A 23,018-nucleotide genomic window follows, 5' to 3' on the forward strand; every position below is an offset into this window, starting at 1 on the left:
GCACGGGCGAAACCCGGCGGGGCGCCATCAGCGCCCCGCCGCGTCGCGCCGCCGCAACAGGCCACCGGCCATACGCTGTTACTCGTGAACGAGATGCCGCAGGACCACCGCCCCACGGGTTCGGTACGCATCCTGCTCGCCGAGGACCAGGGCATGATGCGCAGCGCGCTCGCCCTGCTGCTCGGGATGGAGCCGGACTTCGAGGTGGTCTCCCAGGTGGCCGCCGGGGACAGGATCGTTGACGAGGCGCTGCTGTCCCGCCCGGACGTGGCGCTGCTGGACATCGAACTCCCGGGGCGCAGCGGCCTGGACGCGGCCGCCGATCTGCGTACGGAGGTGCCGGACTGCCGGGTGATGATCCTGACGACCTTCGGCAGGCCGGGCTATCTCCGGCGTGCGATGGAGGCCGGGGCTTCGGCCTTCCTGGTGAAGGACGGCCCGGTCGGGGAGCTGGCGAAGGCGATCCGGCAGGTACTGGGCGGCGAGACGGTGATCGATCCGGCGCTGGCCGCGGCCGCCCTGGGCGCGGGCCCGAGCCCGCTGACCCCACGGGAGCGGGACGCGCTGAACGCGTCCGTGGACGGGGCGACGGTCGCCGACATCGCCGCGAGGCTGAGCCTGTCGGAGTCCACGGTCCGCAACTACCTCTCCTCGGCCATCGGCAAGACGGGCACCCGCAACCGCATGGAGGCGATGCGCGCGGCACGTCAGCAGGGCTGGCTCTGACGCCGGCGCCTGCCGCCCCGCCCCTCGCACCGGGCGGGAGGCGCTACGCCTCCGGCGAGTGCAGCGCCGGTGCGGGCTCGCTCCCGTGGCGTGCCGCCCGGCCGCCGGCCCGCACGTCCGGCCGTCCGCCTGTGTCCTTACCCCCGCGCCGTCCAGGCAGCCACAGCAGCATCATCACCGCTCCGGCCACCAGCACCACGGCGGAGGTCCGGAAGGCCAGCGCGTATCCGGCCGTGATCTCGGCGGCCCCTTCGGAGCCCGCCGTACGAGCCGCGGCGACCGTGGAGAGGATGGCGAGGCCCAGCGCGCCGCCCATCGTGCGGGAGGTGTTGACCAGCCCGGAGACGAGTCCGGCGTCGCCGGGTGCCGCACCGGAGGTGGCGAGCGTGGCCAACGGGGTGGAGGCCAGTCCGGCCCCGGCCATCATGAGGACACCGGGGAGGCAGACCGAGGTGAGGTAGGAGCCGTGCTCTGTCATGGTGGACTGCCAGCCGAAGCCGGCGGCGGCGACCAGGGCACCGGCGACGGCCAGGGGCTTGGCTCCGGTCCGCGCCATGATCGCGGGCGCGGCCTTCGCTCCGATGAAGACGGCGGCGGAGCTCGGGACGAGCGCGAACCCGGCCTGCAACGGCGTGTATCCCAGCACGTTCTGGGCGTAGACGGTCATGAAGTACCACATGCAGAAGGTCGCGGAACCCAGCAGCAGCATCGACACGTTCGCCGCCGAGACGGCGCGCACTCCGAGGACCCGCAGCGGCATCAGCGGCGCGGCCACCCTCGCCTCGACGAGGACGAACACGCCGAGCAGCGCCAGTCCGCCCAGCAGGGGCACCAGGGTGGCGGCCGCGGTCCAGCCGGAGGCCTCGGTCTGCACGATGCCGTACGCCGTGGTCGCCAGGCCCGCCGTGACGAGCAGCGCGCCCAGCAGGTCCACGCGGCGCCGGTCGCCCGCCCGGCCCTCGGCCAGCCACACCGCCGCTCCGGCGAGGACGAGGACGCCGACCGGCACGTTGATGAGCAGGACCCACCGCCAGGAGAGGGTGTCGGTGAGCACCCCGCCGATCAGCCCGCCGGCCGCGCCGCCTCCCGCGCCGACCGCCATCCAGGTGCCGATCGCCCTGGTGCGCGCGGGGCCCTCGGGGACGGCGGCGGTGAGGATCGTGAGCGTCGCCGGGGACAGTACGGCGGCGCCGAGTCCCTGCCCGGCGCGGGCCGCGAGGAGCTGCCAGCCCTCCTGCGCGAATCCGCCGGCCAGCGAGGCCGCGGTGAAGAGGCCGAGCCCCGTCAGGAACATCCGCTTCCGGCCGTATATGTCCGCGGCCCGGCCGCCGAGCAGCATGAAGCCGGCGAAGGCGATCGAGTAGGCGTTGACGACCCACTGCAGTCCGGGTGCGCTCAGGCCCAGGTCGGTGCGCATGGACGGCAGCGCCACATTGACGACGGACACGTCGAGGACGACCAGGAACTGGCCGGTGCAGGCCGCGACGACCACGGCCCACGTACGGGTTCTGGACCGGGCGGGCAGCGGCGTGGGCGGGGAGACGTCAACCATGGGTGTCATACTCGCAGGCCACCCGTGTCCAATACATCGGTTTCGGGTCCCCCTCCGGCCCCTCGGCCCTCCGCCTCCGGTCGTAGGACCTTCGCCGACTTTCCTCTTTTCACGACGCGTTCACCGGAATAACGCGGGCGTACGGAAGCGTTCAGCATGCACACACTTGGCGGTCGGCGTTGCCCGTCGGCATGCCACCGCACGCTCCACCCCGCTCGGACCCCCGCTTCTCCCCCCTGCCCCGGAGGCCACACGTATGCAACGGACGACGAACGGACAGCACGCGGGAGAGCTCTCCGATCCGCCCAGGACCAAGGGCGGCGGCGTCGTTCCCGTGCTCGCGTTCGCGGGGATCACCGTCGCGGTGATGCAGACCCTGCTCGTCCCCGTCATCAAGGACCTGCCGTCCCTCCTCGGCACCGACCCGGCGAACGCGACCTGGGTGATGACCGCCACCCTCCTCGCCGGGGCCGTCGCGACGCCGATCATGGGGCGGCTCGGCGATCTGTACGGCAAGCGGCGGATGCTGCTGGCCAGCCTCGCCGTGATGGTCGTCGGTTCGCTGGTCTGCGCCTCCACGGACAACCTCGTGATCATGATCGTCGGCCGGGCGCTCCAGGGCTTCGCCATGGGGGCCATTCCGCTGGGGATCGGCATCATGCGCGATGTGCTGCCGCGCGAGAAGCTCGGCTCGGCGATGGCCCTGATGAGTTCCTCCATAGGCGTGGGCGGTGGACTCGCACTGCCCGCCGCCGCGGTCATCGCCCAGCACGCCGACTGGCACGCGCTCTTCCTCGGTTCGGCCGTGCTGGGGGTGCTGGCCATGACCCTGACCGTCCTCGTCGTGCCGGAGCCCCCGCTGCGCGCGCCCGGACGCTTCGACCTCGTCGGTGCGCTGGGACTCTCCCTCGGCCTGGTCTGCCTGCTGCTGCCCGTCACCAAGGGCGGCGACTGGGGCTGGACCTCTCCGCTGACCCTCGGACTGATCTCCGCGTCCCTGCTGATCCTGGTGCTGTGGGGCCTGTTCGAGCTGCGCTCACCGGCGCCTCTGGTAGATCTGAGGACCAGCGCCCGCCGTGAGGTGCTGCTCACCAACCTCGTCTCGATCATGGTCGGGGTCGCCTTCTACGCCGTGTCGCTGGTCCTGCCGCAGCTGCTCCAGCTGCCCTCGGCGACGGGGTACGGCCTGGGCCAGTCCATGGTGGTGGCCGGGCTCTGCGTGGCACCCCTGGGCCTGACCATGATGTTCGTGGCCCCGCTGTACGCCCGTCTCTCCGCCCGCCGCGGCCCGAAGACCACTCTGATCCTGGGCATGCTGGTCATCGCCGTCGGCTACGGCGCGGGGCTCGGCCTGATGAGCGCGGCCTGGCAGACGGTGGTGATCGCGGTCGTGCTCGGCGCGGGCATCGGGCTCGCGTACTCCTCGCTGCCCGCCCTGATCATCGGCGCGGTCGACGCGTCGGAGACGGGCGCGGCCAACGGTCTGAACACGCTGATGCGGTCGATCGGCACCTCGATGTCGAGTGCGGTGATCGGCATGGTGCTGGCGAACACCTCGGTGCGGATGGGGTCGGTCGAGGTCCCCACCATGGAGGGCTTCCGGACCTCGTTCATGATCGCCACGGGGGCGGTGCTGATCGGCCTCGTGCTGGCCGCGTTCCTCCCGGCCCAGCGGCCGCCCCGCCCGGTGCTGCTGGCCAGCAGCGCGGGCGACGCGCTCGCCGCGGCGGAGCGGGCCCCGGTCGCCGCCGAGGCACCCGTACGACGCTGACCCGGGCGTACTCCCGTACGCCCCGCCGATCCGTATCACGGGGGCGTACGGCACCATGGGACGCCGTCCGATCCACCGCCCCACCAGGAGGAACCCCGTGGCCGCCGAGTCCTGCGCCCGTCCCGAGCCGGAGGTCCTCGCCGCCTTCGAGGCCGCCAAGGGCTTCATGCCGGTCCACGAAGGGCTCGCCCTGTACGCCGCCGCGGCAGAGGCAGCGGCACTGGGGCTGCCGCTCCTGGAGGTCGGCACCTACTGCGGGCGGTCCGCGATCCTGCTGGCGGCCGCCGCCCGGGCGGCCGGGCTGATGGCCCTGACCGTCGACCACCACCGGGGCAGCGAGGAGCAGCAGCCGGGCTGGGAGTACCACGACCCGTCGGTGGTGGACCCGGAGATCGGCCTGATGGACACGCTGCCGGCCTTCCGGCGCACCCTGCACCGGGCGGGTCTGGAGGAGCACGTGGTGGCGCTCGTCGGACGGTCCCCGCAGGTGGCGGCCGTCTGGGGCGGGTCGCTCGGCCTCGTCTTCATCGACGGCGGACACACCGACGAGCACGCCAACGGTGACTACGAGGGCTGGGCCCCGAAGGTCGCGGACGGCGGTCTGCTGGTCATCCACGACGTGTTCCCCGACCCGGCGGACGGCGGTCAGGCTCCGTACCGCGTGCATCAACGCGCCCTGGAATCAGGTGCGTTCACCGAGATCTCGGTGACGGACTCACTGCGCGTACTGCGGCGTACGGGGACGGGGATCTGAACCGCACGAGTAGCATCGCGACGTGCGTAACGCAGACTTCGTTCCCCCCTCACCGCGCACGGACACGCGCCGGAGGCCCGTGTCCGTGGTCGCGGCCCTGGCCTGCGCCTGCCTGACCGCCGCGGGGTGCGCGGGCGACGGCGGGCAGAGCCCCGCCGCAGGACCGGGGGCGGCGACCCGGACCGGATCGCCCTCGCCGTCCTCCCCTCCCTCATCCACGGCCCCATCGGCTCCGGCCACGAGCCCGTCCGCCGAGCCCCTGCCCCGGGGTCCGCTCACGGGCCGCACCGTGGTGATCGACCCCGGGCACAATCCGGGCAACCGCGAGCACACCCGGGAGATCAACAGCCAGGTGGACATCGGCACCGGGCGCAAGGAGTGCGACACCACGGGAACGGCCACCGACTCCGGTTACGCCGAAGCCCGGTTCACCCTCGACGTCTCCCGGCGGCTGCGCACGCTGCTGGAGGAACAGGGCGCCGAGGTCGTCCTCACCCAGGACGGCGACCGCCCCTTCGGCCCGTGCGTCGACGAGAGGGCGCGGATCGGCAACAAGGAGCGGGCCGACGCGGTCGTCTCGGTCCACGCCGACGGTTCCGCGACCGGGAACCGGGGATTCCACGTCATTCTCCCCGCCGCGGTGGACGGAGGCGGCGCGGACACCGCGAAGATCGTGACACCTTCCCGTGAGCTGGGAGTACGGATCGCCGGGAATTTCGTACGCGCCACCGGAAGTGCCGCCTCCAATTACATCGGCGGTGGCACCGGACTGGACACCCGTGACGATCTTGGCGGCCTGAATCTGTCGACGGTGCCCAAGGTGTTCGTCGAATGCGGCAATATGCGTGATCCGGAGGACGCCGCCCTGCTCACCAGCGCGGGCTGGCGCCAGAAGGCGGCTCTCGGCATCGCCGGGGGCATCAGCAGCTATCTGAAGAAGTAGTTCTGCGCGAACGGTGATGACATCGGGCGGAAAGCCGGTCCGAGGTCCGGGCAGCATCACAACCCGCCCGGGCAGACGATAGATTCATCCCTACGATGAGGAGCCGCCCCGAGCTTCGCGCCGTACCCGCCGTTCAGGCGGCATCGACGACCGCCCCGACGAGACGACCGACTAAGGACCTTCACGTGAATATCCGCTCCCTCTCCCGAGGCGACGGCGTGGTGATCGGAGCAGCGGTCGTGCTGTTCATCGCCTCTTTCCTCGACCTCTCCGGCTACGACTGCCCCTCGGGCGCGGACTGCTCGGGCTACAGCGCGAACGCCTGGGACCGCCTTTCCGTCCTGATGGGCATCTACCTGGCCGGCATCATCGGTGCGGCGTTGCTGATCGTCAGCCGCGCGATGCCGGGCCGCAAGGTGGTCGGCTTCGAACTCGGCCAGTTCGGCGCCGCGTTCACCGTGTTCTCCCTGTGGACCATGTTCTGGACGATCATCGACGCCGGTGACGCGGGCGCCGGTCTGATCCTCGGCCTGCTGGCCACCCTGGTGCTGGCCGGCGGCGCCGTGGCCACTCCGCTGGTCCCGGCGCTCAAGGCCCCGCTGATGGGCGCACCGCGCCCGGCACAGGCCGTGCAGTCGGCCTACGGCCAGCAGCCCGGCCCGGGCTACGGCTACCCCGGTGGCCAGCAGACGTTCGGCGCCCAGCCGGGCCAGCAGCAGCCGTACGGCGCCCAGCAGGGTCAGCCCGGCCAGCCGCAGCAGCAGGCGGCGGCTCCGCAGAGCGGTGGAGCGCCGGCCGGTGACTTCACGCCCTTCTGGTTCGCGGTACCGGTGGCCCGCCCGCTGCACGGTGAGGACGGCGCCCCCAACCCGATCGCCGAACTCGCGCCCGGCACGTGGTACCTCGCGGTCGAGCAGCGTGGCACCGGGCTCATCGCCCAGACGCAGGACGGCCGCCGTGGTGTCCTCCAGGACACCTCGGGCATCCAGCGCGGCTGAGCCGCCGCACGCGAGTGGCCCCCCGCCCTTCCGGGCGGGGGGCCACTGTCGTACCCGGCCGTGCGCCGCGTTCGTACCGGCCGTCTCAGCCGAAGGACGACCTGTCCAGCCAGAAGTCCAGGAGCCCCCGGTCACCCAGGACCTCGAGTCCGCCCTCGTCCGGCTTCTGCCTGCGGTTGAAGGCCAGCATCAGTTCGGTCAGCGGCCCCCGGAGGGCCACGGTCGCCTTCTCGTGGGAGTGGCGCCAGGTGAAGGCGTCGTCTCCGAAGTCGATCAGCCACTCCGCCGCCGGGACATCCGTGGCGTGCAGGTGCAAGGACCTTCCGCCGCCGCGCAGTTCGGCTGCCTCCGGGTCGCCGTTCGACTGGACGAAGGCGACGATCTCCAGCCATTCGGTGATCGTGTCGGCGGCCAGGTCGGGGGCGACCTCGAACGCCGTCCCCGTGGCGAGGGCGGCGTCCGCCCGGTGGACGACGGTCTCATGGGCCATGCGCCGGGCCCAGAAGGCGGTCCGGCGTTCCCATCCCCAGGTCCACACCTCGGTGTCCGGGCCCGCCTCACGGAGAGCGTCCACGGCCGCGGCGGCACCTGCGGTCAGCCATCCCGCCAGGGCGGCCGCGTCATCGCCCGCCGGACCCCCGGCGCCGGCGACCTGGTCCTCCGGGAGCTCCTCGGCCGCCCTGCCGCGGACCATCTCACCGGCCCAGCGGTGTGCGTCGCCGACGTGCACGACGAGTTCGCGCAGGTTCCAGTCGGGACAGCTCGGGACCCGGCGCGTCAGGTCGGCGTCCTTGACCAGTGCGCCCAGCAGGTCGGTCTGGACGAGGATCTCGTCGCAGTAGCGCTCGTACGCAAGGAGAGTCATCCCCGCACCCTATGCGGCGTCCGAAGGTCTGTTCAGCCGGTTATATGCCCAGCTGGAAGGTGGAGGGTCTTCAGCTGGGCTCACCCGTGGGGGAACGGTCCGCAACCCGGCGCCATCCGCAGGGTTTCACCTACGGTAAAGCGGCAATCCGGAGAGCATGTCTCCCAGAACTGGCTCAGGAAGCAGTACCGCCGCACGTGTCATAGCCGTCGTCGCGGACATCATGGCCTTCATCATCATTCTCTGGATCCTGATGTACCTGCTCGACGCCAACCGGGGCAACGACCTGGTGCAGTTCGTGCAGGAGTCGGCCCACTGGCTGGCCGGCTGGTCCTACGACCTGTTCACGTTCGACGAGGCGTGGGCACGCGTCGTCACCGGTTACGGCCTGGCCGCCGTCGTCTACCTGTTCATCGGACACGCCGTGGCGGGACGCCTCCGCCGCTCCTAGCCGACGGGCTCCTCACGGCAGCAGTCCGGTTCCAGTCCCGTCGGCAGCCGTTCTCCGCCGAAGACCGCGGTGGTCGCCTCGTCCCCCCCGAGCGCGGCCACCGCGAGGAGCAGTGATCCGGCCGTCCAGGTGGTGAGTTCCTCCGGCCATACGGCTCGCTCGCCCTCGAAGACGTATCCCGTCCAGTAGAGGCCGCCCTCGGCCCGCAGGTGCTGGATGGACTGGAGGATCTCCAGAGCGCGGTCCGACTCCCCCGTCACCCAGAGCGCCAGGGCCAGTTCGCAGCTCTCGCCGCCCGTCACCCAGGGGTTGGGGAGCACGCAGCGCACGCCGAGGCCGGGGACCACGAAGCTGTCCCAGCCCTCCTCGATGCGCTTCGTCGCGGCGGGCCCGGTGAAGGCGCCGCCGAGGACCGGGTAGTACCAGTCCATCGAGTAGCGGCTCTTGTCCAGGAAGCGCTCGGGGTGGCAGCGGATCGCGTGGCCGAGTGCCCCGGCCGCCAACTCCCAGTCCGGCTGCGGTTCCTCGCGTTCCTCGGCCAGCGCCAGGGCGCAGCGCAGCGCCTGATGGATGGAGGAGGAGCCGGTCAGCAGGGCGTCGGTGACGGGGGCGCCGTCGGGCTCGCGCTTCCAGCCGATCTCGCCGCCCGGCTGCTGGAGCCCCAGCACGAACTCGATCGCAGCGTAGACCGTCGGCCACATCCGGTCGACGAACGCGTCGTCGCCGGTGGCCAGGTAGTGGTGCCAGACGCCGACGGCCACGTAGGCGCAGAAGTTGCTCTCGCGCCCGAGGTCGGTCGGGCTGCCGGGGTCACCGTCGTGGTAGGCGGCGTACCAGGACCCGTCCTCGTTCTGATGGCGGGCCAGCCAGGCGTAGGCACGGGCGGCGGCCTCGTGCTCACCGGCCGCGTCCAGCGCCATCGCCGTCTCGGTGTGGTCCCAGGGGTCCAGGTGGTGGCCGCGGAACCAGGGCAGCGCCCCGTCCTCGCGCTGCACCGCGAGCAGCGCCGCCACGGTCTCGGCGGCCTGTTCGGCCGTCAGGACACCCGGCAGGACGAGGTGTTCGGTCTGCTCCGGCGTGCTCACGCCTCGGCCTTCGGCAGGTGCGGCTTCGTCGCGTACGCCACGAAGCTCTTGCCGACGACCGGGTTGAGCAGTTGCTCGGCGACCCGGGTGGCCAGGGGCTTCTTCATGATGTCCCAGACCAGCAGCTTGTGGTAGGCGCGCACCGGCAGCGCTGCGTCCTCGCCGTCGCGGCCCACCCCGAACGCGCACTTCAGCCACCAGTAAGGACTGTGCAGCGCGTGCGCGTGGTGGGTGCCGTAGGGCTTGAGGCCCGCTTCGCGGATCTTGCCGAGGAGTTCGTCGGCCTTGTAGATGCGGATGTGGCCGCCCTCGACCTCGTGGTACGCGTCGGAGAGCGTCCAGCAGACCTTCTCGGGGCCGTAGCGGGGCACGGTGATCGCGATCCGGCCGCCGGGCTTCAGCACGCGGACCATCTCGGCGAGCACACCCTTGTCGTCGGGGATGTGCTCCATGACCTCGGAGATGATGACGACGTCGAAGGAGGCGTCGGGGAAGGGCAGGTTGAGGGCGTCGCCCTCCATCGCGGTGGCGGTCGCACCGGCGGGGGCCTCACCGGCCTCCTTCATCGCGGCGAACCACTTCGCGACCTCGCGGATCTCCTCGGCGTTCTGGTCGAGGGCCACCACCTGGGCGCCGCGCCGGTAGCACTCGAAGGCGTGCCGGCCGGCGCCGCAGCCCAGATCGAGCACCCGGTCGCCTGCGGCGAGCGGGAAGCGGGTGAAGTCGACGGTCAGCACGAGGGCCTGCCTTCGAGGTCGGAGGTACGGATTCCGGGAGCCGCGGGGGTGCTCACCTGCGGGCTCCCCGGGCTGCGATCGACTGACGGTACAGCTCGACGGTGCCGAGGGCGGCCCTGGCCCAGGTGAAGTTGGCCAGCACCCGGGCGCGGCCCGCCTCTCCGAGGCGGGCACGCAGTTCACGGTCGCCGAGGAGCCGGCCGAGCGCGGCGGCCAGGGCCCCCGCGTCGCCGGGCGGCACGGCGAGGCAGGTCTCCCCGTCGGGCCCGGTGACCTCGGGGATGGCGCCGCCGGTGGTCGCCACCAGCGGGGTCCCGGTGGCCATGGCCTCGGCGGCGGGCAGCGAGAACCCCTCGTAGAGCGAAGGGACGCAGGAGACCTGGGCGCTTCGGACCAGGTCGACGAGCTCGGCGTCGCTGATGCCCTTGACGAACTCGACGGCGTCCCCGAGTCCGTAGCGCTCGATGGCCTGGGCGACGGGACCGTCCTCGGCCCGCTTGCCGACGACCACGAGGTGCGCCGCCGGGTTCTCGGTACGGAGCTTTGCGAGAGCCTCCACGAGGTGGACGAGGCCCTTGAGGGGGACGTCGGCGCTGGAGGTGGTGACGATCCGGCCGGGGACCTCGGCGACCGAGGGGTCGGGCGCCCAGAGGTCGGTGTCGGCACCGATGTGCACGACCCGGATACGGTCCCGGCGCACCCCGAGGTGCTCGGTGATCTCCTGCTGCGACGAACCGGAGACGGTGAGGACGGAGGGCAGTCGGCGGGCGACGCGCTTCTGCATCCGGGTGAAGCCGTACCAGCGGCGCACGGAGAGCCTGCGGCGCACCGACTCCGCGGCGTCCAGGTCCAGTCGGCGGTCGACCGTGATGGGGTGGTGGATCGTGGTGACGAGGGGTGCGCCGAGGTCTCCGAGCAGGCCGTAACCGAGCGTCTGGTTGTCGTGCACCACGTCGAACTCGCCGCGCCTGGAGAGGAGATGCCGCCGCGCCCGCAGGCTGAACGTGAGCGGCTCGGGGAAGCCGCCGGTCCACATGGTGGCGACCTCGGCGAGGTCGATCCAGTCGCGGTACTCCCCGCGTCCCGGGGTGCGGAACGGGTCGGGGTGGCGGTAGAGGTCGAGGCTCGGCAGCTCGGTGAGCGGGACGCCCTCGTCGAGTACCGGGTAGGGCTGGGCACCGATCACTTCGACGCTGTGGCCGAGGCGGGCCAGCTCTCGCCCGAGGTGGCGGACGTAGACGCCCTGGCCTCCGCAGAAGGGGTTGCCCTTGTAGGTCAGGAGTGCGATCCGCAACGGCCGGTCACCGTCGGTGTCCGACGCGCCACCGCCCGCGAGGGGGCCCGACTCTATGGCCTCAGCGGTCACACTCGGCCCCCTTCATCACTGCGTTTTCGCCGGAGCGTAACCGGTCGCGCTAATCTAGAACAAGTTTCAGACTCGTTCGTTCAACCCGCACCGAATCTACCGGCAGGTAGCGTCGGCGTGACGGCCGGATCAGGTGATTCGCGCCACGACGGATGCCCTGGCATGCTGTGCGCGCCCGGAAACCGGCGCCCGGCCGGACAGGGAACCGGTTCTCCCTCTGCGACGGGGACAGACGGGGATGGGGACAGATGACAGCGGAAGCCAGGCCGGCGGCGCCTCCCCTGACGGAGCGCCAGGAGGCCCGTCGCCGCAGCATTCTGCGGGCCGGCGCACAGCTCGCCGGGCGGGGCGGCTTCGAGGCCGTTCAGATGCGTGAGGTGGCGGACGCCGCCGGGGTCGCCCTGGGCACGCTGTACCGCTACTTCCCGTCGAAGGTCCATCTGCTGGTCGCGATCATGCAGGACCAGCTCCAGCACCTGCACGTCACGCTCCGCAGGCAGCCGCCCGCCGGGGAGGACGCCGCCCGGCGGGTCGCCGAAACCCTGATGCGGGCGTTCCGGGCACTCCAGCGCGATCCCCATCTGGCGGACGCCATGGTGCGGGCACTGACCTTCGCGGACCGCGGGGTGAGCCCCGAGGTGGACGCCGTGTCCCGGCTGACGACGGCGATCGTCCTGGACGCGATGGGGCTGGAGGAGCCCACGCAGGAGCAGCTGTCCGTGGTCCGCGTCATCGAGCACACCTGGCTCTCGGCGCTGATCACCTGGCTGTCCGGGCGGGAGTCGATCGCGCAGGTGAAGCGGGACATCGAGACGGTGTGCGGGCTGATCGACCTCCCGCCCCGCACACGCTGACGCCGCCCCGCGCCGACAACCGCCCGACCACGCCCATGTGCCCTGCCCACACCGGCACTTGCCCAGGTGAGGTTCCCTGCACCATGTCGACGGCGCCACGGTGTTCGTACGGTTCGGCCGACATCACCCGAACCCTGTCGAGGAGCCGGTCACCATGCGTCGCAGAGCCGTAGGCACCGTCCAGAGAAGATCCCTGACCGCCCTCGCGCTCGGCGCCGCCGGCCTGCTCCTGGCGGGATGCACCGCCGCCGGGCAGGCGGGCGAGGGCTCCGGGTCGGACAAGGGCGGGGACGGGGACGAGGCCGTGAAGGTGGGGCTCGTCTACTCCCGTACGGGACTGCTCGCCGCGTACGGGAAGCAGTACCGCGACGGGTTCATGGCGGGCCTCGACCACGCGACGAAGGGCACCGGCAAGGCGGGCGGCCACCCGATCGAGGTCACCGAACAGGACGACGCGGGTGACCCCGGCAAGGCGGTCTCCGCCGCGAAGAACCTGATCGGCAAGGGCTACAAGGTGCTGGCCGGCACCACCGACTCCGGCGTCGCCCTCCAGATGGCCCCGCTGGCCGCCCAGAACAAGGTGCTCTACGTCAACGGCCCGGCCGCCACGGACGCCGTGACCGGGATCAACGACTACACCTTCCGGTCAGGACGGCAGTCCTACCAGGACATCCTCACCGCGGGCACCATCCTCGGGGACCCGAAGGGCAGGAAGGTCACCGTCCTCGCGCAGGACTCCACCTTCGGCCAGGCCAACGTCGCCGCCGTCAAGGCGGTCCTGGGTGCCCGGGGCGCGACGGTGGGCTCGGTGCTGGCTCCGCCGAGCGCCACCGACCTGACGCCCTTCGCCCGGCAGGTCAAGGCGGGCGGTCCCGACCTGGTCTTCGTCGCATGGGCCGGCGCGACCGCTCCGGCGCTGTGGACCGCGCTGGACCAGCAGGGCGTGCTGAACGCCGGCAAGGTCGTCACCGGGCTGGCCGGGACGGCCTCGTACCCGGTCTTCGGAGCGGCAGGCACGAAAGTCTCCTTCCTCGCGCACTACTTTCCCGGTGCGGGCGGCGACAACGCCGTGGAGAAGGCCATGATCGCCGGGGTCGAGAAGGCGGGCGGCACCCCCGACCTGTTCAGCACCGACGGTTTCACCGCGGCGCAGATGATCGTGCGGGCCGTCGAGGAGGGCGGTGCCACCGACACGGCCGCCATGGTGAAGGCCCTGGAGGGCTGGAGCTTCGACGGGGTGAAGGGCCGGCAGCGGATCCGTGCCGAGGACCACGCGCTCGTGCAGCCGATGTTCGTGGCCAGGCTCGACGGCACGGGAGCGGCCGCGAGGCCCGAGCTGGTGAGCACGCAGCCGATGGACGCGGTGGCACCGCCCGCGAAGCCCTCGGCGGGCTGACCCGTGACGGTATCCGGCACCGCCACCACGCGGGTGGACACCCCAGTGCTGAGGCTGGACGGCCTCGGCTGGCGCGTCGGCGGGGCGACCATCGTCGAGGACATCACCCTCGATGTCCGGGAAGGCGAGTTCCTCGCCTTCATCGGTCCCAACGGGGCCGGCAAGACCTCCTTGTTCAACCTGATCAGCGGTATCGCCCTGCCCACCGCGGGGACCCTGGCGCTGGACGGTTCCGACCTGACCGGCCTGCCGGTGCACACCCGTGCGCGGCGCGGGGTCGGGCGCACCTTCCAGACCTCCAGCCTCTGGCCGCAGATGACCGTGGCCGAGCACGTCCGGCTGGCCGCGCAGGCGAGGAACGGCGGTTCGCACCGGCTCTGGCGGCGCGCGTCCCCGTACACCACCGAGGTGGACGGCGTACTGGAGCGCACGGGCCTCGGCCACCGCGCGGGGGCCACGGCGGCAGAGCTCTCCCACGGAGAGAAACGCAAGCTCGAACTCGCCGTGCTGCTGGTGGGCGAGCCCCGGCTCATGCTGCTCGACGAGCCGATGGCCGGGGTGAGCGCCGAGGAGGTCCCGGCCCTCACCGAGCTGATCCGCACGCTGCACCGCGAGGAGGGCCGCACCGTACTCATGGTCGAACACCACATGGACGTCCTGCTGGGTCTGGCGGACCGGCTTGCCGTGATGCACCACGGCCGTCTCCTCGCCCTGGACACCCCGGGCGCCGTGACCGCCGACCCGGTCGTGCAGCAGGCCTACCTCGGGGAGGGGCTGTGAGCACACCCCCCGCGGACACGTCCCCCGCACCCCTGCTCGCCGTACGCGACCTGCGCGTCCTCATAGGCGGCCGGCACATCCTGCACGGCGTCGACCTGGACGTGGCACGCCACGGCGTGACCGCGCTGCTCGGCCGCAACGGGGCGGGCAAGACGACGACCGTACGCGGCGTGCTCGGGCTGGTTCCGCGCGCCGGCAGTGTCCTCCTCGACGGGGAGGAGACCGTGGGCCTGCCCACGCACACCCTGGTCCGCCGGGGCATCGGATACGCCCCCGAGGACCGGGGGGTCTTCGCCGGCCTCACCGTCGCGGAGAACCTGCGGCTGGCCGAGCGCCGGGGCGCGGACGGGCCGGCGTACGGCCTGGTCCATGAGCTCTTCCCCGAACTGAAGCTCCGCAGGTCGCAGTTGGCGGGAACCCTGTCCGGCGGCCAGCAGCAGATGGTGGCCATCGGCCGCACCCTGCTCAACGGCAACCGGCTGATCATCGCGGACGAGCCCACCAAGGGCCTGGCCCCCAAGGTCGTCACCGAGGTCGCCCAGGTCCTGGAGCGCGCCGCGGAGGCGGTGCCGGTCCTGCTCGTCGAACAGAACCTCGCCGTCGTCCGCCGGCTCGCCGAGCACTGCGTGGTGCTCGCCGACGGACGAACGGCCCACCAGGGCCCTGCGGCCGGACTGCTGGGCGACGCGGAGGCCACCCGCCGGCTGCTCGGCGTCGGCCAGGGCCCTCTCGCCCCACTCACCGCGGAGGCGGATTCCTGATGTCCACCATCGTGCTGCTCACCATGACCGGACTCGGTCTGGGAGCGCTGTACTTCCTCATCGCGTCGGGGCTCTCGCTGATCTTCGGCCTGATGGACGTGCTCAACTTCGCCCACGGCGCGCTGCTCTCGATCGGCGCGTACGGCACCTGGTGGGCGGCGTCCGGGAATCTTCCCGGCGCCGGACCGGGCGGCTGGGGCTTCGCGCTCGCGGTCCTGTTCGGCACGGCGGTGGGCACGCTGGCCGCCGTGGTGCTGGAACTGGCCGTCGTACGCCCGCTGTACACCCGGCCGCGCGAGCAGGTGCTGGCGACGGTCGGGGTGGGGCTGGCCGTGCCCGCGCTGCTGTCGGGCATCTGGGGTTCGGACGCCCGGACCTTCCCCGGCCCGAAGGCGCTGTCCGGCACCTTCGGGCTGCTGGGCGCGGACGTGCCGGTCAACCGGCTGGTCCTCGTCGCGGCGGCGCTCGTCGTGCTGGTCGCCCTTCGGGTGTTCCTCGGACGGACCCGGCACGGCCTGGTCGTACGTGCCGGGGTCGAGGACCGGGCGATGGTGACGGCTCTGGGCATCGACGTCCGCAAGGCGTTCACGCTGGTCTTCGCGATCGGCGGGTGCGCCGCCGCACTGGGCGGCGCGCTCGGCGGCCTGTACTTCGGCTCGGTCGACCCCCGGCAGGGCACCTCGCTGCTGATCTTCGCCTTCGTCGTCGTGGTCACGGGCGGCATGGGGTCGGTGACCGGTGCGGCCGTGGCGGCCGTGGTCATCGGCCTGGTCCAGCAGTTCGCCAACTACTACACCGCAGCGGGCCTCGGCGACCTGGCGGTCGTCGTCCTGCTCGCCGCGCTGCTGCTCGTCCGGCCGCGCGGACTGACCGGGAGGCTCGCGTGAGCACCGCCACCACACCCGTACCCACACCCACCGCCGCGCCCCCGGCGCCCGGGCGCGACAGGGCCCGGGCGCTGCGATGGTGGCCCGCCGCCGTCCTGGTGCTCCTGATCGTCGCGCCTTTCAGCGCGCTGCCCCTGCCCGGGCTGCTGGACGGTCCGGTCGGGAGCCCGGGGAGCCTGCAACTCCTCGCCACCTGCCTGCTCTTCGGCGCCCTTGCCACCGGCTACGACCTGCTGCTGGGACGTACGGGGCTGCTGTCCTTCGGGCACGCGCTGTACTTCGCGGCGGGCAGCTACGCCACCAACATGTTCCTGCTGGAGGCGGGCCTGCCGTTCGCCGCCGCCGCCGTCCTCGGCCTGTGCTCCGGCGCCGCGCTCGCCCTGGTGCTGGGCTCGGTGAGCCTGCGGGTCACCGGCATCGGCTTCTCCATGGTGACGCTGGCCTTCGCGCAGGCCGGCTCGATCCTCGTCTCCCGTAATCCGGGCGGCCTCACCGGCGGCGAGGAGGGCCGGGCGGCCCCGGCGGAACTGTTGCCCTCGTGGCTGGTCGGCATCGACCACACCGCGAATCTGTACTGGATCACGCTGGCCTACCTCGTCCTCACCCTCGGGGTCGTCCGCTGGGCAGTGCGCTCCCCCACCGGCCGGGTCTGGGAGGGCATCAAGGAGAACGAACGCCGGGTGGAGGTGCTGGGCCTGAAGCCGTACGGCTTCAAGCTGACGGCCTTCGTGCTGGCCGGCGCGCTGGCGGCGGCGGGCGGACTCGTGCACCTGCTGCTGACGGGCGGCTCCACGCCCCAGACGACGACCTCGGACTTCACCCTGTCGCTGCTCGTCATGGTGGTGCTGGGCGGATCGGGCACCCGCTGGGGACCTATGGCCGGCGGCATCCTCTACACCTGGGCCGACCACCGGCTCGGCGACCTCGCCGGATCGGGCGCCGTCGCCGATCTGCCCGCTGTCCTGCGCGTGCCGCTCTCCCAGCCGCTGTTCCTGCTCGGGGTGCTGTTCGTGGCCGTGGTACACCTGCTGCCCGGTGGCCTGGCCCGGCTGCCGTCCCGTCTGCGCCGACCCCGTAAGGAGAACCAGTGACCTCGTACGAGGAGATCCGCGTCCCCGTCACCGGCGGTGAACTGGCCGCGCTGCGCTGGCCCGCCCGCGATCCCGGCGCGCCGGTCGTCGTGGCCCTGCACGGCATCACCGCCAACGCGCTGTCCTGGGGCACGGTGGCCCGGCTGCTCGACGGCCGGGTCACGCTGGTCGCCCCGGACCTGCGTGGCCGGGCCGGCAGTGCCGGGCTGCCCGGCCCGTACGGCATCGCCGCCCACGCCGACGACACGGCCGCCCTGGCCGGGGCGCTCGGCCCGGACCGGGTGGTGCTGGCGGGCCATTCGATGGGGGCGTTCGTCGCGGCGCTCGCGGCCGTCCGCCATCCCGCACAGTTCGGCGAACTGGTGCTCGTCGACGGCGGGTTCGGCTTTCCCGCACCCACGCACCTGTCGGCGGACGAACTGATCACGGCCGTGATCGGGCCGGCCATGGACCGGCTGTCGATGACGTTCCCCGACCGGGACGCCTACCGGTCGTTCTGGCGGGCCCACCCCGCGTTCGGGGGCGACGCCTGGTCGCCGGAGGTGGAGGCGTACATCCAGCGCGACCTGACGGGCGAGGAGCCCGCGCTGCGCTCGGGCTGCCGACTGGAGGCCGTGCGCACGGACGGGGTGGGCCTGTTCCAGGAGGAGGTGCTCGCGGCCGTACGCGAACTGCCGCGGCCCGCGACGCTGTTGTGGGCTCAGCGGGGCCTGATGAACGAGGAGCAGGGGCTGTACGACGAGTCCCGGCTCGCGGCGGCGGGCCAGCCGGGCACCCGCGTCGGCGCGGTGTGCGTCGAGGACGTCAACCACTACACGGTGCTGACGGGCGACAAGGGGGCCGGCGAGGTCGCCGGCGCCCTGCTGCGGGCGGCGTCCGTCCCGCGCTGAGGCCGGGCCGGCCGCGTCTCAGCGGTCCCGGCCACCCGACAGGAGATGCAGTCTCAGGGCGAGTTGCAGCTCCAGTGCGCGGTCGGGCTCGTTCCAGTCGCGGCCCAGCAGCACCTGGATCCGGTCGAGGCGCTGCACCACCGTGTTGACGTGGACGTGCAGTTCGTCCTTGGCCCGGATCAGGCTGCCGCCCGCGCCGAAGTACGCCCGCAGCGTCCGTACGAGGTGGGTGCCGCGCCGCTCGTCGTAGCGCAGCAGGGGGCCCAGCACCGCGGCGACGAAGCCGTCCACGTCCTTCGCGTTGCCCAGGACGACGCCCAGGAAGCCGAGCTCGCCGACGCAGGCGCCTTCGCCCTCGCGGCCCAGCACCCGCATGGCACCCAGGCAGCGCGCGGCCTCAGCGTAGGCGGCGGCGAGTTCTCGGGCGCCCCGGGCGGGGCCCGTGCCGGCGACGGTGACGGGTGCCTGGACGAGGTGGCCGAGCTGTGCGGCCGCCGCGCGTGCGGCGTCGGCCGCGGCTGTGCCGTCGTCGCAGTCGATCAGCAGCACGACGGTGCCCGCGTGTTCGGCGCTCACCCCGTGGATGTCCCCACCGAACAGGTACCGCATGGCGGCGCCGCCGAGCCCCTCCCTGGCCGCCGCCTCCGCCACGAGCAGGACATGGGGCCGGTCCAGATCGATGCCCAGGCGCCGCCCCCGCTCGGCCAGGCCGGCCGGGTCGCGGTCCGGGTCGCCGAGCAGGTCGCTGATCAGCTCGCCCCGTATCCGGTTCTCGGTCTCCGCGACGGTGCGGCGCAGCAGCAGGAGCAGGCCGGTGACGACGGCCGCGCGTTCGAAGAGCCGGCGGTCGGAGTCGTCGAGCCGGTCCGGCCGGTGCAGCACCAGGCTGGCGAGGAGCTCCTGGCCGGCGAGCACGGCGCAGATCCACCGCCCGTCGCGGTGCACGGCCCGCGCCCCGTGGCGGGACTCCTCGGCGGTGCCGGCGAGCCACCCGGCGTCCATGCTGTCGACGGCGAATCCGGTGCCGTCGGGCCGTACGGCGGCCATGGGGCGCCCGCCGGGGTCGTGGATGGTCAGGGGGCTGTCGAGCAGGCCGGCGACGGACACGGCGACGTCCTTCACGTCGCCGCCGCGCAGCACCAGGTCGGTGAGCCGGTCGTGGGCCTCCTCGGCGCGCCGCATGGCGGCCGAGTGCGCGCGTACGGCGGCGTTGGCCTCGGCGAGTTCCGCGTTGGCCCCGGCGAGTTCCGCGAGGGCGGCCCGGGTGTCGTCCAGCGCCTGGGCCGTGTCGATGGCGATGGCGGCGTGCGCGGCGAGCGAGCAGAGCAGAGCCACCTCGTCGGGGCTGAAGACCCGTGCGGCCCGGTCGGCCGCGAAGAGGACACCGATGACCTTGCCCGTGCCGCCCCGGCTGGAGCCGAGCAGCAGGGGCACGCCGAGGATCGCCACCAGGCCTTCGTCCAGCACGCCCGCGTTGATGTTGCGGGTGTGGCGGAAGCGTTCGTCGGTGCGGTAGTCGGGTGTCGCGTACGGGCTCGCGGTCTGTGCCACCAGTCCGCCTAGGCCTTCGCCCAGCTCGAGCCGGAGCCGCTGGAACAGCACGGACACCGACCCGTCCGTCACCCGCATGTAGGTGTCCCCGGCCTCCTCGTCGGGGAGCGTGAGATAGGCGGTGTCGGTGCCCAGCAGCATCCTGGCCCGCCGCACGATCGCCTTCAGCACGTCGTCCAGGTCCCGGGAGGCCGCCAGGTCCCCCGCCGTGTCGAACAGGGCGGTGAGCTGGAGTTCCCTGCGCCGGTGCTGGCGCAGGGCACCCCTGATCCGCAGGGCGGTCGCGGCCGCCCTCTCCACCTCGGCCAGCTCGGCCGCGGGCACACCGGCGGCCCTGGCCTCCGAGGTGACGGCGCCCAGGTCCTCGGCGGGGGCGTCGTCGGCCAGCAGGTCGAGGAGGCGGGCCAGGAGGGGCGTGGCGGAGGGGGACGGTTCAGACATGTGCGGCCATCGTTCTTCCAGCGTATCGGGGGTGGGGTCGGTGGTCAGTTGGCGGTCCAGCCGCCGTCCATCGTGAGGGAGCTGCCGGTCATGTGCCCCGTACCGGGCCCGCACAGCCACAGCACGGCACCCGCGACGTCGGCGGGCTCGATCAGCGACTTGAGGGCGCTGCGCTCCAGCAGCACCCGGCCCACCACCTCCTGCTCGGAGATGCCGTGGCTGCGGGCCTGGTCCGCGATCTGGTCCTCGACCAGGGGGGTGCGGACGTAGCCGGGGCTGACGCAGTTGCTCGTCACGCCGTGCGGCGCCGCTTCGAGTGCGACCACTTTACTGAGCCCCTCCAGCGCGTGCTTCGCCGATACGTAGGCGGACTTGTAGGGACTTGCCCGGAGCCCGTGCACGGACGAGATGTTGACCACGCGGCCCCAGCCGCGTTCGTACATGCCGGGGAGGGTCCGGCGCAAGATGCGGAACGGTGCCTCCACCATGACACGGTGGATCAGCGCGAAGCGGTCCGGCGGGAACTCGTGCACGGGCGCCACGTGCTGCAGCCCCGCGTTGTTGACCACGATGTCCGCGTCGGCGGGCAGCGCGTCCACCGCCTCGGCCACGGAGAGGTCGGCCACCCAGGCCGTTCCGCCGATCCGTTCGGCCAGGCTCCTGGCGGCGTCGCCCGCCTTGTCCACCACGTGGACATGGGCCCCCGCGGCGGCGAGCGCCTCGGCGCAGGCCAGTCCGATGCCGCTCGCGGCCCCGGTGACCAGGGCGGTGCGTCCGGCGAGCGTGCGGGGGTCGTGCTGGGGGGTCCGGGAAGTCTCCATGAGCGTCACCGTAAGGACGTCGCCGCCCGCATCACACGGGGTCGGTGCACACACCCCGGCGCGTCCCCATGGTGGTGGCCGACATGGTGCGGCCGGGCGGGCCCTCCGCGTGCCCGCCCGGCCGCGGCGGACGCAAGAGGAGCGCCGCACACAGCGGTGCGCGGCGGGTGTCAGCCGCCCACATGGGCGACTGCGGCCCCGGCTCATAGGTTCCGGCAGCAGTCCGCATGCCCGCACGTCCGAACGAGGAGTCCCCACCGTGCGCCCACCGATCCTTCGACGCCTGCTCCGCCGCGTCGCCTCCACGACCGTCTGCGGCCTGCTCGCCCTGCTCGCCGCGCATCCGGTGTCCGCCGTCGCCGCGCCCGCGGCCCCGGCCGCCGCAGGGCTCCAGCAGGTCACCGGCTTCGGTTCGAACCCCGGCAGTCTCCAGATGTTCGCGTACACCCCCGACAGCGTGCCCGCGGGCGCGCCCCTGGTGGTCGCCCTGCACGGCTGCACCCAGTCGGCCGACGCGTACTACACCAACTCGGGCTGGCCCCAGTACGCCGACCTGTGGGGCTTCGACGTCGTCTTCCCGCAGACCACCTCGGCGAACAACCCGCTGTCCTGCTTCGGCTGGTTCGACCGCAACGAGAGCACGCGGGGGCAGGGCGAGGCCGCGTCCATCGTGCAGATGGTCGAGTACGCGAAGCAGACGTACGGCTCCGACGGCCGCCGCGTCTACGTCACCGGGCTGTCGGCGGGCGGCGGGATGACCGCCGATCTGCTGGCCGCCTACCCGGACGTCTTCGCGGGCGGATCCGTGGCCTCCGGGCTGCCCGCGCAGTGCGCCACCAGCCAGGCCGCGGCGTCCGGCTGCCAGACGGGCCCGCCGGCGCTCACGCCCGCCCAGTGGGGCGACAAGGTGCGCGGCTCCCACCCGGGCTGGACCGGTCCCTGGCCCCGGGTCGCGATCTGGCAGGGCACCTCCGACTACACGGTCTACCCTGCGAACGCCACGGCACTGCGCGACCAGTGGACCGACGTCTGGGGCATCGGCCAGACCCCGTCCAGCACACAGAGCCTGCCCGGCAACACCACCCGGAGCGTCTACGAGGACGCGTCAGGCCGGTCCGCGGTGGAGACGTTCCTGGTGTCCGGCATGGGGCACGGTCTGCCGGTGAACCCGGGCTCGGGCACCGGGCAGTGCGGGTCGACGGCCGCGTACTTCCTGAACACCATCTGCTCGTCGTACCACACCGGCGTGTTCTGGGGACTGGACAAGGGCGCGTCGGGCGGCGGGGACGGCCTGCCCGCGCCCGCGGGCCTGAAGGTCACCGGGGTCACGGACAGCAGCGCCTCACTGGCCTGGAACGCGGTCACCGGCGCGGCCTCGTACGCGGTGTACCGCGACGGCGCGAAGGTGACGACCACGGCCTCCGCGTCCTTCACCGACACCGGGCTGACCGCCGGCACCTCCTACCGCTACACCGTGGCCGCCGTCGGCTCCTCGGGGTCCGCCGGGGCGGGCTCGTCGGCCGTGACCGCGACCACCTCGGGCGGCGCCACCCCGGCCCGGTGCTTCACGGCGACGAACTACGCGCACGTGACGGCCCGCCGGGCCCACACCTCGGGCGGCCACTCCTACGCGAACGGGTCGGGGCAGGACATGGGGCTGTACAACGTGTTCGTCACCCACACCCTCCGGGAGTCCCCGGCGGGATACTTCGTGATCGCGGACTCCGGCTGTCAGGCCGGGTCCTCGTAGTCGCCCCTGACCCTCTTCGGCAGCCGGCAGCCGTCCTCGACGGCGGTGAGGGCGACGGTCTGCCCGGCGCCGGCGCCCTCCCCGGTGTAGTGCCGGGCGTACAGCTTCCAGCCGCGTTTGGCGAGGGTGCGGTAGGTGATCTCCTGCTCGGCGTGGCTGGAGACGATCTCCCAGTCGTGCTGCCGCAGCCGCATCACCGTCGCCTCGAAGGCGTCGGCCGCCCCGGCCGCCGGCGCGTCGCCGGTCCAGGGTGCGACGCACGTGCGCCAGGCGCCCTTCGGCAGTCCGGCCGTGGAGGTGTCCCCCTCCGGGAGCCCACCGGCCAGGGCGAGGCCGGCTATCTCGTCGGCGACCGTCTGTGTGGTGAACGCCGGCGTGGGCTCCGGGGACGGGGCGGGGGCGCCTTCGCTCTCATCCGTGAGGCCGCAGCCCGCCGTCACCGTCATGAATCCGGCAGCCACGACGGCGACGGCCGCCGTGCCTCTTCTGGTTCCGCGCACTGAATGCTTCCCGCTCCGGTCGTTCCTCCCCCACGGGCACGCGCCCGT

At 72.8% G+C, this 23,018-nt stretch carries 22 protein-coding genes; 14 read left to right on the forward strand and 8 right to left on the reverse strand.

Annotated features, from left to right (window positions below; translation table 11 throughout):
* Window positions 1–93: 93 nt before the first annotated feature.
* Window positions 94–726, forward strand: coding sequence for a response regulator transcription factor (locus tag JOC24_RS10265; protein ID WP_205020024.1), 633 nt, complete (start codon window positions 94–96; stop codon window positions 724–726).
* A gap of 43 nt (window positions 727–769) precedes the next feature.
* On the opposite strand, the gene JOC24_RS10270 is transcribed toward JOC24_RS10265, so the two are convergent.
* A complete protein-coding gene (locus tag JOC24_RS10270; RefSeq protein WP_205019874.1) occupies window positions 770–2,278 on the reverse strand; it encodes an MFS transporter in 1,509 nt (502 codons plus the stop codon).
* A gap of 256 nt (window positions 2,279–2,534) precedes the next feature.
* Here JOC24_RS10270 and JOC24_RS10275 point away from each other — a divergent pair, with 256 nt between their 5' ends.
* The 4 genes from JOC24_RS10275 to JOC24_RS10290 all read left to right on the forward strand — a co-directional run bounded on the left by JOC24_RS10275 (window position 2,535) and on the right by JOC24_RS10290 (window position 6,744).
* Window positions 2,535–4,049, forward strand: coding sequence for an MFS transporter (locus JOC24_RS10275; RefSeq protein ID WP_205019875.1), 1,515 nt, complete (start codon window positions 2,535–2,537; stop codon window positions 4,047–4,049).
* 97 nt (window positions 4,050–4,146) lie between these two features.
* A complete protein-coding gene (locus JOC24_RS10280) occupies window positions 4,147–4,803 on the forward strand; it encodes a class I SAM-dependent methyltransferase (protein WP_205019876.1) in 657 nt (218 codons plus the stop codon).
* A gap of 22 nt (window positions 4,804–4,825) precedes the next feature.
* Complete coding sequence (locus tag JOC24_RS10285) at window positions 4,826–5,746, forward strand: N-acetylmuramoyl-L-alanine amidase (protein ID WP_205019877.1); 921 nt, start codon at window positions 4,826–4,828, stop codon at window positions 5,744–5,746.
* 185 nt (window positions 5,747–5,931) lie between these two features.
* A complete protein-coding gene (locus JOC24_RS10290; RefSeq protein WP_205019878.1) occupies window positions 5,932–6,744 on the forward strand; it encodes a DUF5336 domain-containing protein in 813 nt (270 codons plus the stop codon).
* Between the two features lie 85 nt (window positions 6,745–6,829).
* On the opposite strand, the gene JOC24_RS10295 is transcribed toward JOC24_RS10290, so the two are convergent.
* Window positions 6,830–7,609 carry a maleylpyruvate isomerase family mycothiol-dependent enzyme gene (locus tag JOC24_RS10295; protein WP_205019879.1) on the reverse strand — a complete coding sequence of 260 codons (780 nt, stop codon included), beginning with the start codon at window positions 7,607–7,609 and terminating at the stop codon, window positions 6,830–6,832.
* A gap of 157 nt (window positions 7,610–7,766) precedes the next feature.
* Between JOC24_RS10295 and JOC24_RS10300 the strand changes: the two genes are divergently transcribed.
* Entirely contained in the window at window positions 7,767–8,060 is a 294-nt protein-coding gene (locus JOC24_RS10300) for a hypothetical protein (RefSeq protein ID WP_205019880.1), read from the forward strand.
* On the opposite strand, the gene JOC24_RS10305 is transcribed toward JOC24_RS10300, so the two are convergent.
* The 3 genes from JOC24_RS10305 to JOC24_RS10315 are packed head-to-tail and all read right to left on the reverse strand — an operon-like array spanning window position 8,057 to window position 11,248.
* Entirely contained in the window at window positions 8,057–9,145 is a 1,089-nt protein-coding gene (locus JOC24_RS10305) for a glucosidase family protein (protein ID WP_205019881.1), read from the reverse strand. The two genes, JOC24_RS10300 and JOC24_RS10305, sit on opposite strands and share 4 nt — an antisense overlap.
* Window positions 9,142–9,882, reverse strand: a complete 741-nt coding sequence (locus JOC24_RS10310; RefSeq protein WP_205019882.1) for a class I SAM-dependent methyltransferase — start codon at window positions 9,880–9,882, stop codon at window positions 9,142–9,144. The genes JOC24_RS10305 and JOC24_RS10310 overlap by 4 nt, the downstream gene beginning before the upstream one ends.
* A 52-nt stretch (window positions 9,883–9,934) precedes the next feature.
* The gene (locus JOC24_RS10315) at window positions 9,935–11,248 is read right to left on the reverse strand and encodes a glycosyltransferase family 4 protein (RefSeq protein ID WP_205019883.1); all 1,314 of its coding nucleotides are present in this window, start codon (window positions 11,246–11,248) and stop codon (window positions 9,935–9,937) included.
* A gap of 248 nt (window positions 11,249–11,496) precedes the next feature.
* On the opposite strand from JOC24_RS10315, the gene JOC24_RS10320 reads away from it, so the two are divergent.
* From JOC24_RS10320 to JOC24_RS10350, 7 genes are all read left to right on the forward strand, one after another.
* On the forward strand, window positions 11,497–12,102 hold the full coding sequence (locus JOC24_RS10320) for a TetR family transcriptional regulator (RefSeq protein WP_205019884.1): 606 nt from the start codon (window positions 11,497–11,499) through the stop codon (window positions 12,100–12,102).
* A 154-nt stretch (window positions 12,103–12,256) separates the two neighbouring features.
* Window positions 12,257–13,498 (forward strand): substrate-binding domain-containing protein, encoded by a 1,242-nt coding sequence (locus tag JOC24_RS10325; RefSeq protein WP_205019885.1) that lies wholly within the window; start codon window positions 12,257–12,259, stop codon window positions 13,496–13,498.
* A gap of 3 nt (window positions 13,499–13,501) precedes the next feature.
* Complete coding sequence (locus JOC24_RS10330; RefSeq protein WP_205019886.1) at window positions 13,502–14,278, forward strand: ABC transporter ATP-binding protein; 777 nt, start codon at window positions 13,502–13,504, stop codon at window positions 14,276–14,278.
* The gene (locus JOC24_RS10335) at window positions 14,275–15,039 is read left to right on the forward strand and encodes an ABC transporter ATP-binding protein (RefSeq protein WP_205019887.1); all 765 of its coding nucleotides are present in this window, start codon (window positions 14,275–14,277) and stop codon (window positions 15,037–15,039) included. The genes JOC24_RS10330 and JOC24_RS10335 overlap by 4 nt, the downstream gene beginning before the upstream one ends.
* Window positions 15,039–15,926, forward strand: coding sequence for a branched-chain amino acid ABC transporter permease (locus JOC24_RS10340; protein ID WP_205019888.1), 888 nt, complete (start codon window positions 15,039–15,041; stop codon window positions 15,924–15,926). Before JOC24_RS10335 ends, JOC24_RS10340 begins: the two co-directional genes overlap by 1 nt.
* Entirely contained in the window at window positions 15,923–17,017 is a 1,095-nt protein-coding gene (locus JOC24_RS10345; RefSeq protein WP_205019889.1) for a branched-chain amino acid ABC transporter permease, read from the forward strand. Before JOC24_RS10340 ends, JOC24_RS10345 begins: the two co-directional genes overlap by 4 nt.
* Window positions 17,014–17,907, forward strand: coding sequence for an alpha/beta hydrolase (locus tag JOC24_RS10350; RefSeq protein ID WP_205019890.1), 894 nt, complete (start codon window positions 17,014–17,016; stop codon window positions 17,905–17,907). Before JOC24_RS10345 ends, JOC24_RS10350 begins: the two co-directional genes overlap by 4 nt.
* Before the next feature lie 18 nt (window positions 17,908–17,925).
* On the opposite strand, the gene JOC24_RS10355 is transcribed toward JOC24_RS10350, so the two are convergent.
* Both JOC24_RS10355 and JOC24_RS10360 read right to left on the reverse strand, forming a co-directional pair.
* On the reverse strand, window positions 17,926–19,899 hold the full coding sequence (locus tag JOC24_RS10355) for a helix-turn-helix domain-containing protein (protein WP_205019891.1): 1,974 nt from the start codon (window positions 19,897–19,899) through the stop codon (window positions 17,926–17,928).
* Between the two features lie 44 nt (window positions 19,900–19,943).
* Entirely contained in the window at window positions 19,944–20,720 is a 777-nt protein-coding gene (locus tag JOC24_RS10360) for a 3-hydroxybutyrate dehydrogenase (protein ID WP_205019892.1), read from the reverse strand.
* Window positions 20,721–20,979: 259 nt separating this feature from the next.
* Between JOC24_RS10360 and JOC24_RS10365 the strand changes: the two genes are divergently transcribed.
* A complete protein-coding gene (locus tag JOC24_RS10365; RefSeq protein ID WP_205019893.1) occupies window positions 20,980–22,470 on the forward strand; it encodes an extracellular catalytic domain type 1 short-chain-length polyhydroxyalkanoate depolymerase in 1,491 nt (496 codons plus the stop codon).
* On the opposite strand, the gene JOC24_RS10370 is transcribed toward JOC24_RS10365, so the two are convergent.
* Window positions 22,452–22,970, reverse strand: coding sequence for a hypothetical protein (locus JOC24_RS10370; RefSeq protein WP_307792660.1), 519 nt, complete (start codon window positions 22,968–22,970; stop codon window positions 22,452–22,454). The genes JOC24_RS10365 and JOC24_RS10370 overlap by 19 nt on opposite strands.
* Window positions 22,971–23,018 lie beyond the last annotated feature (48 nt).

Source organism: Streptomyces sp. HB132, from assembly GCF_016909575.1.
Lineage (GTDB): Bacteria > Actinomycetota > Actinomycetes > Streptomycetales > Streptomycetaceae > Streptomyces.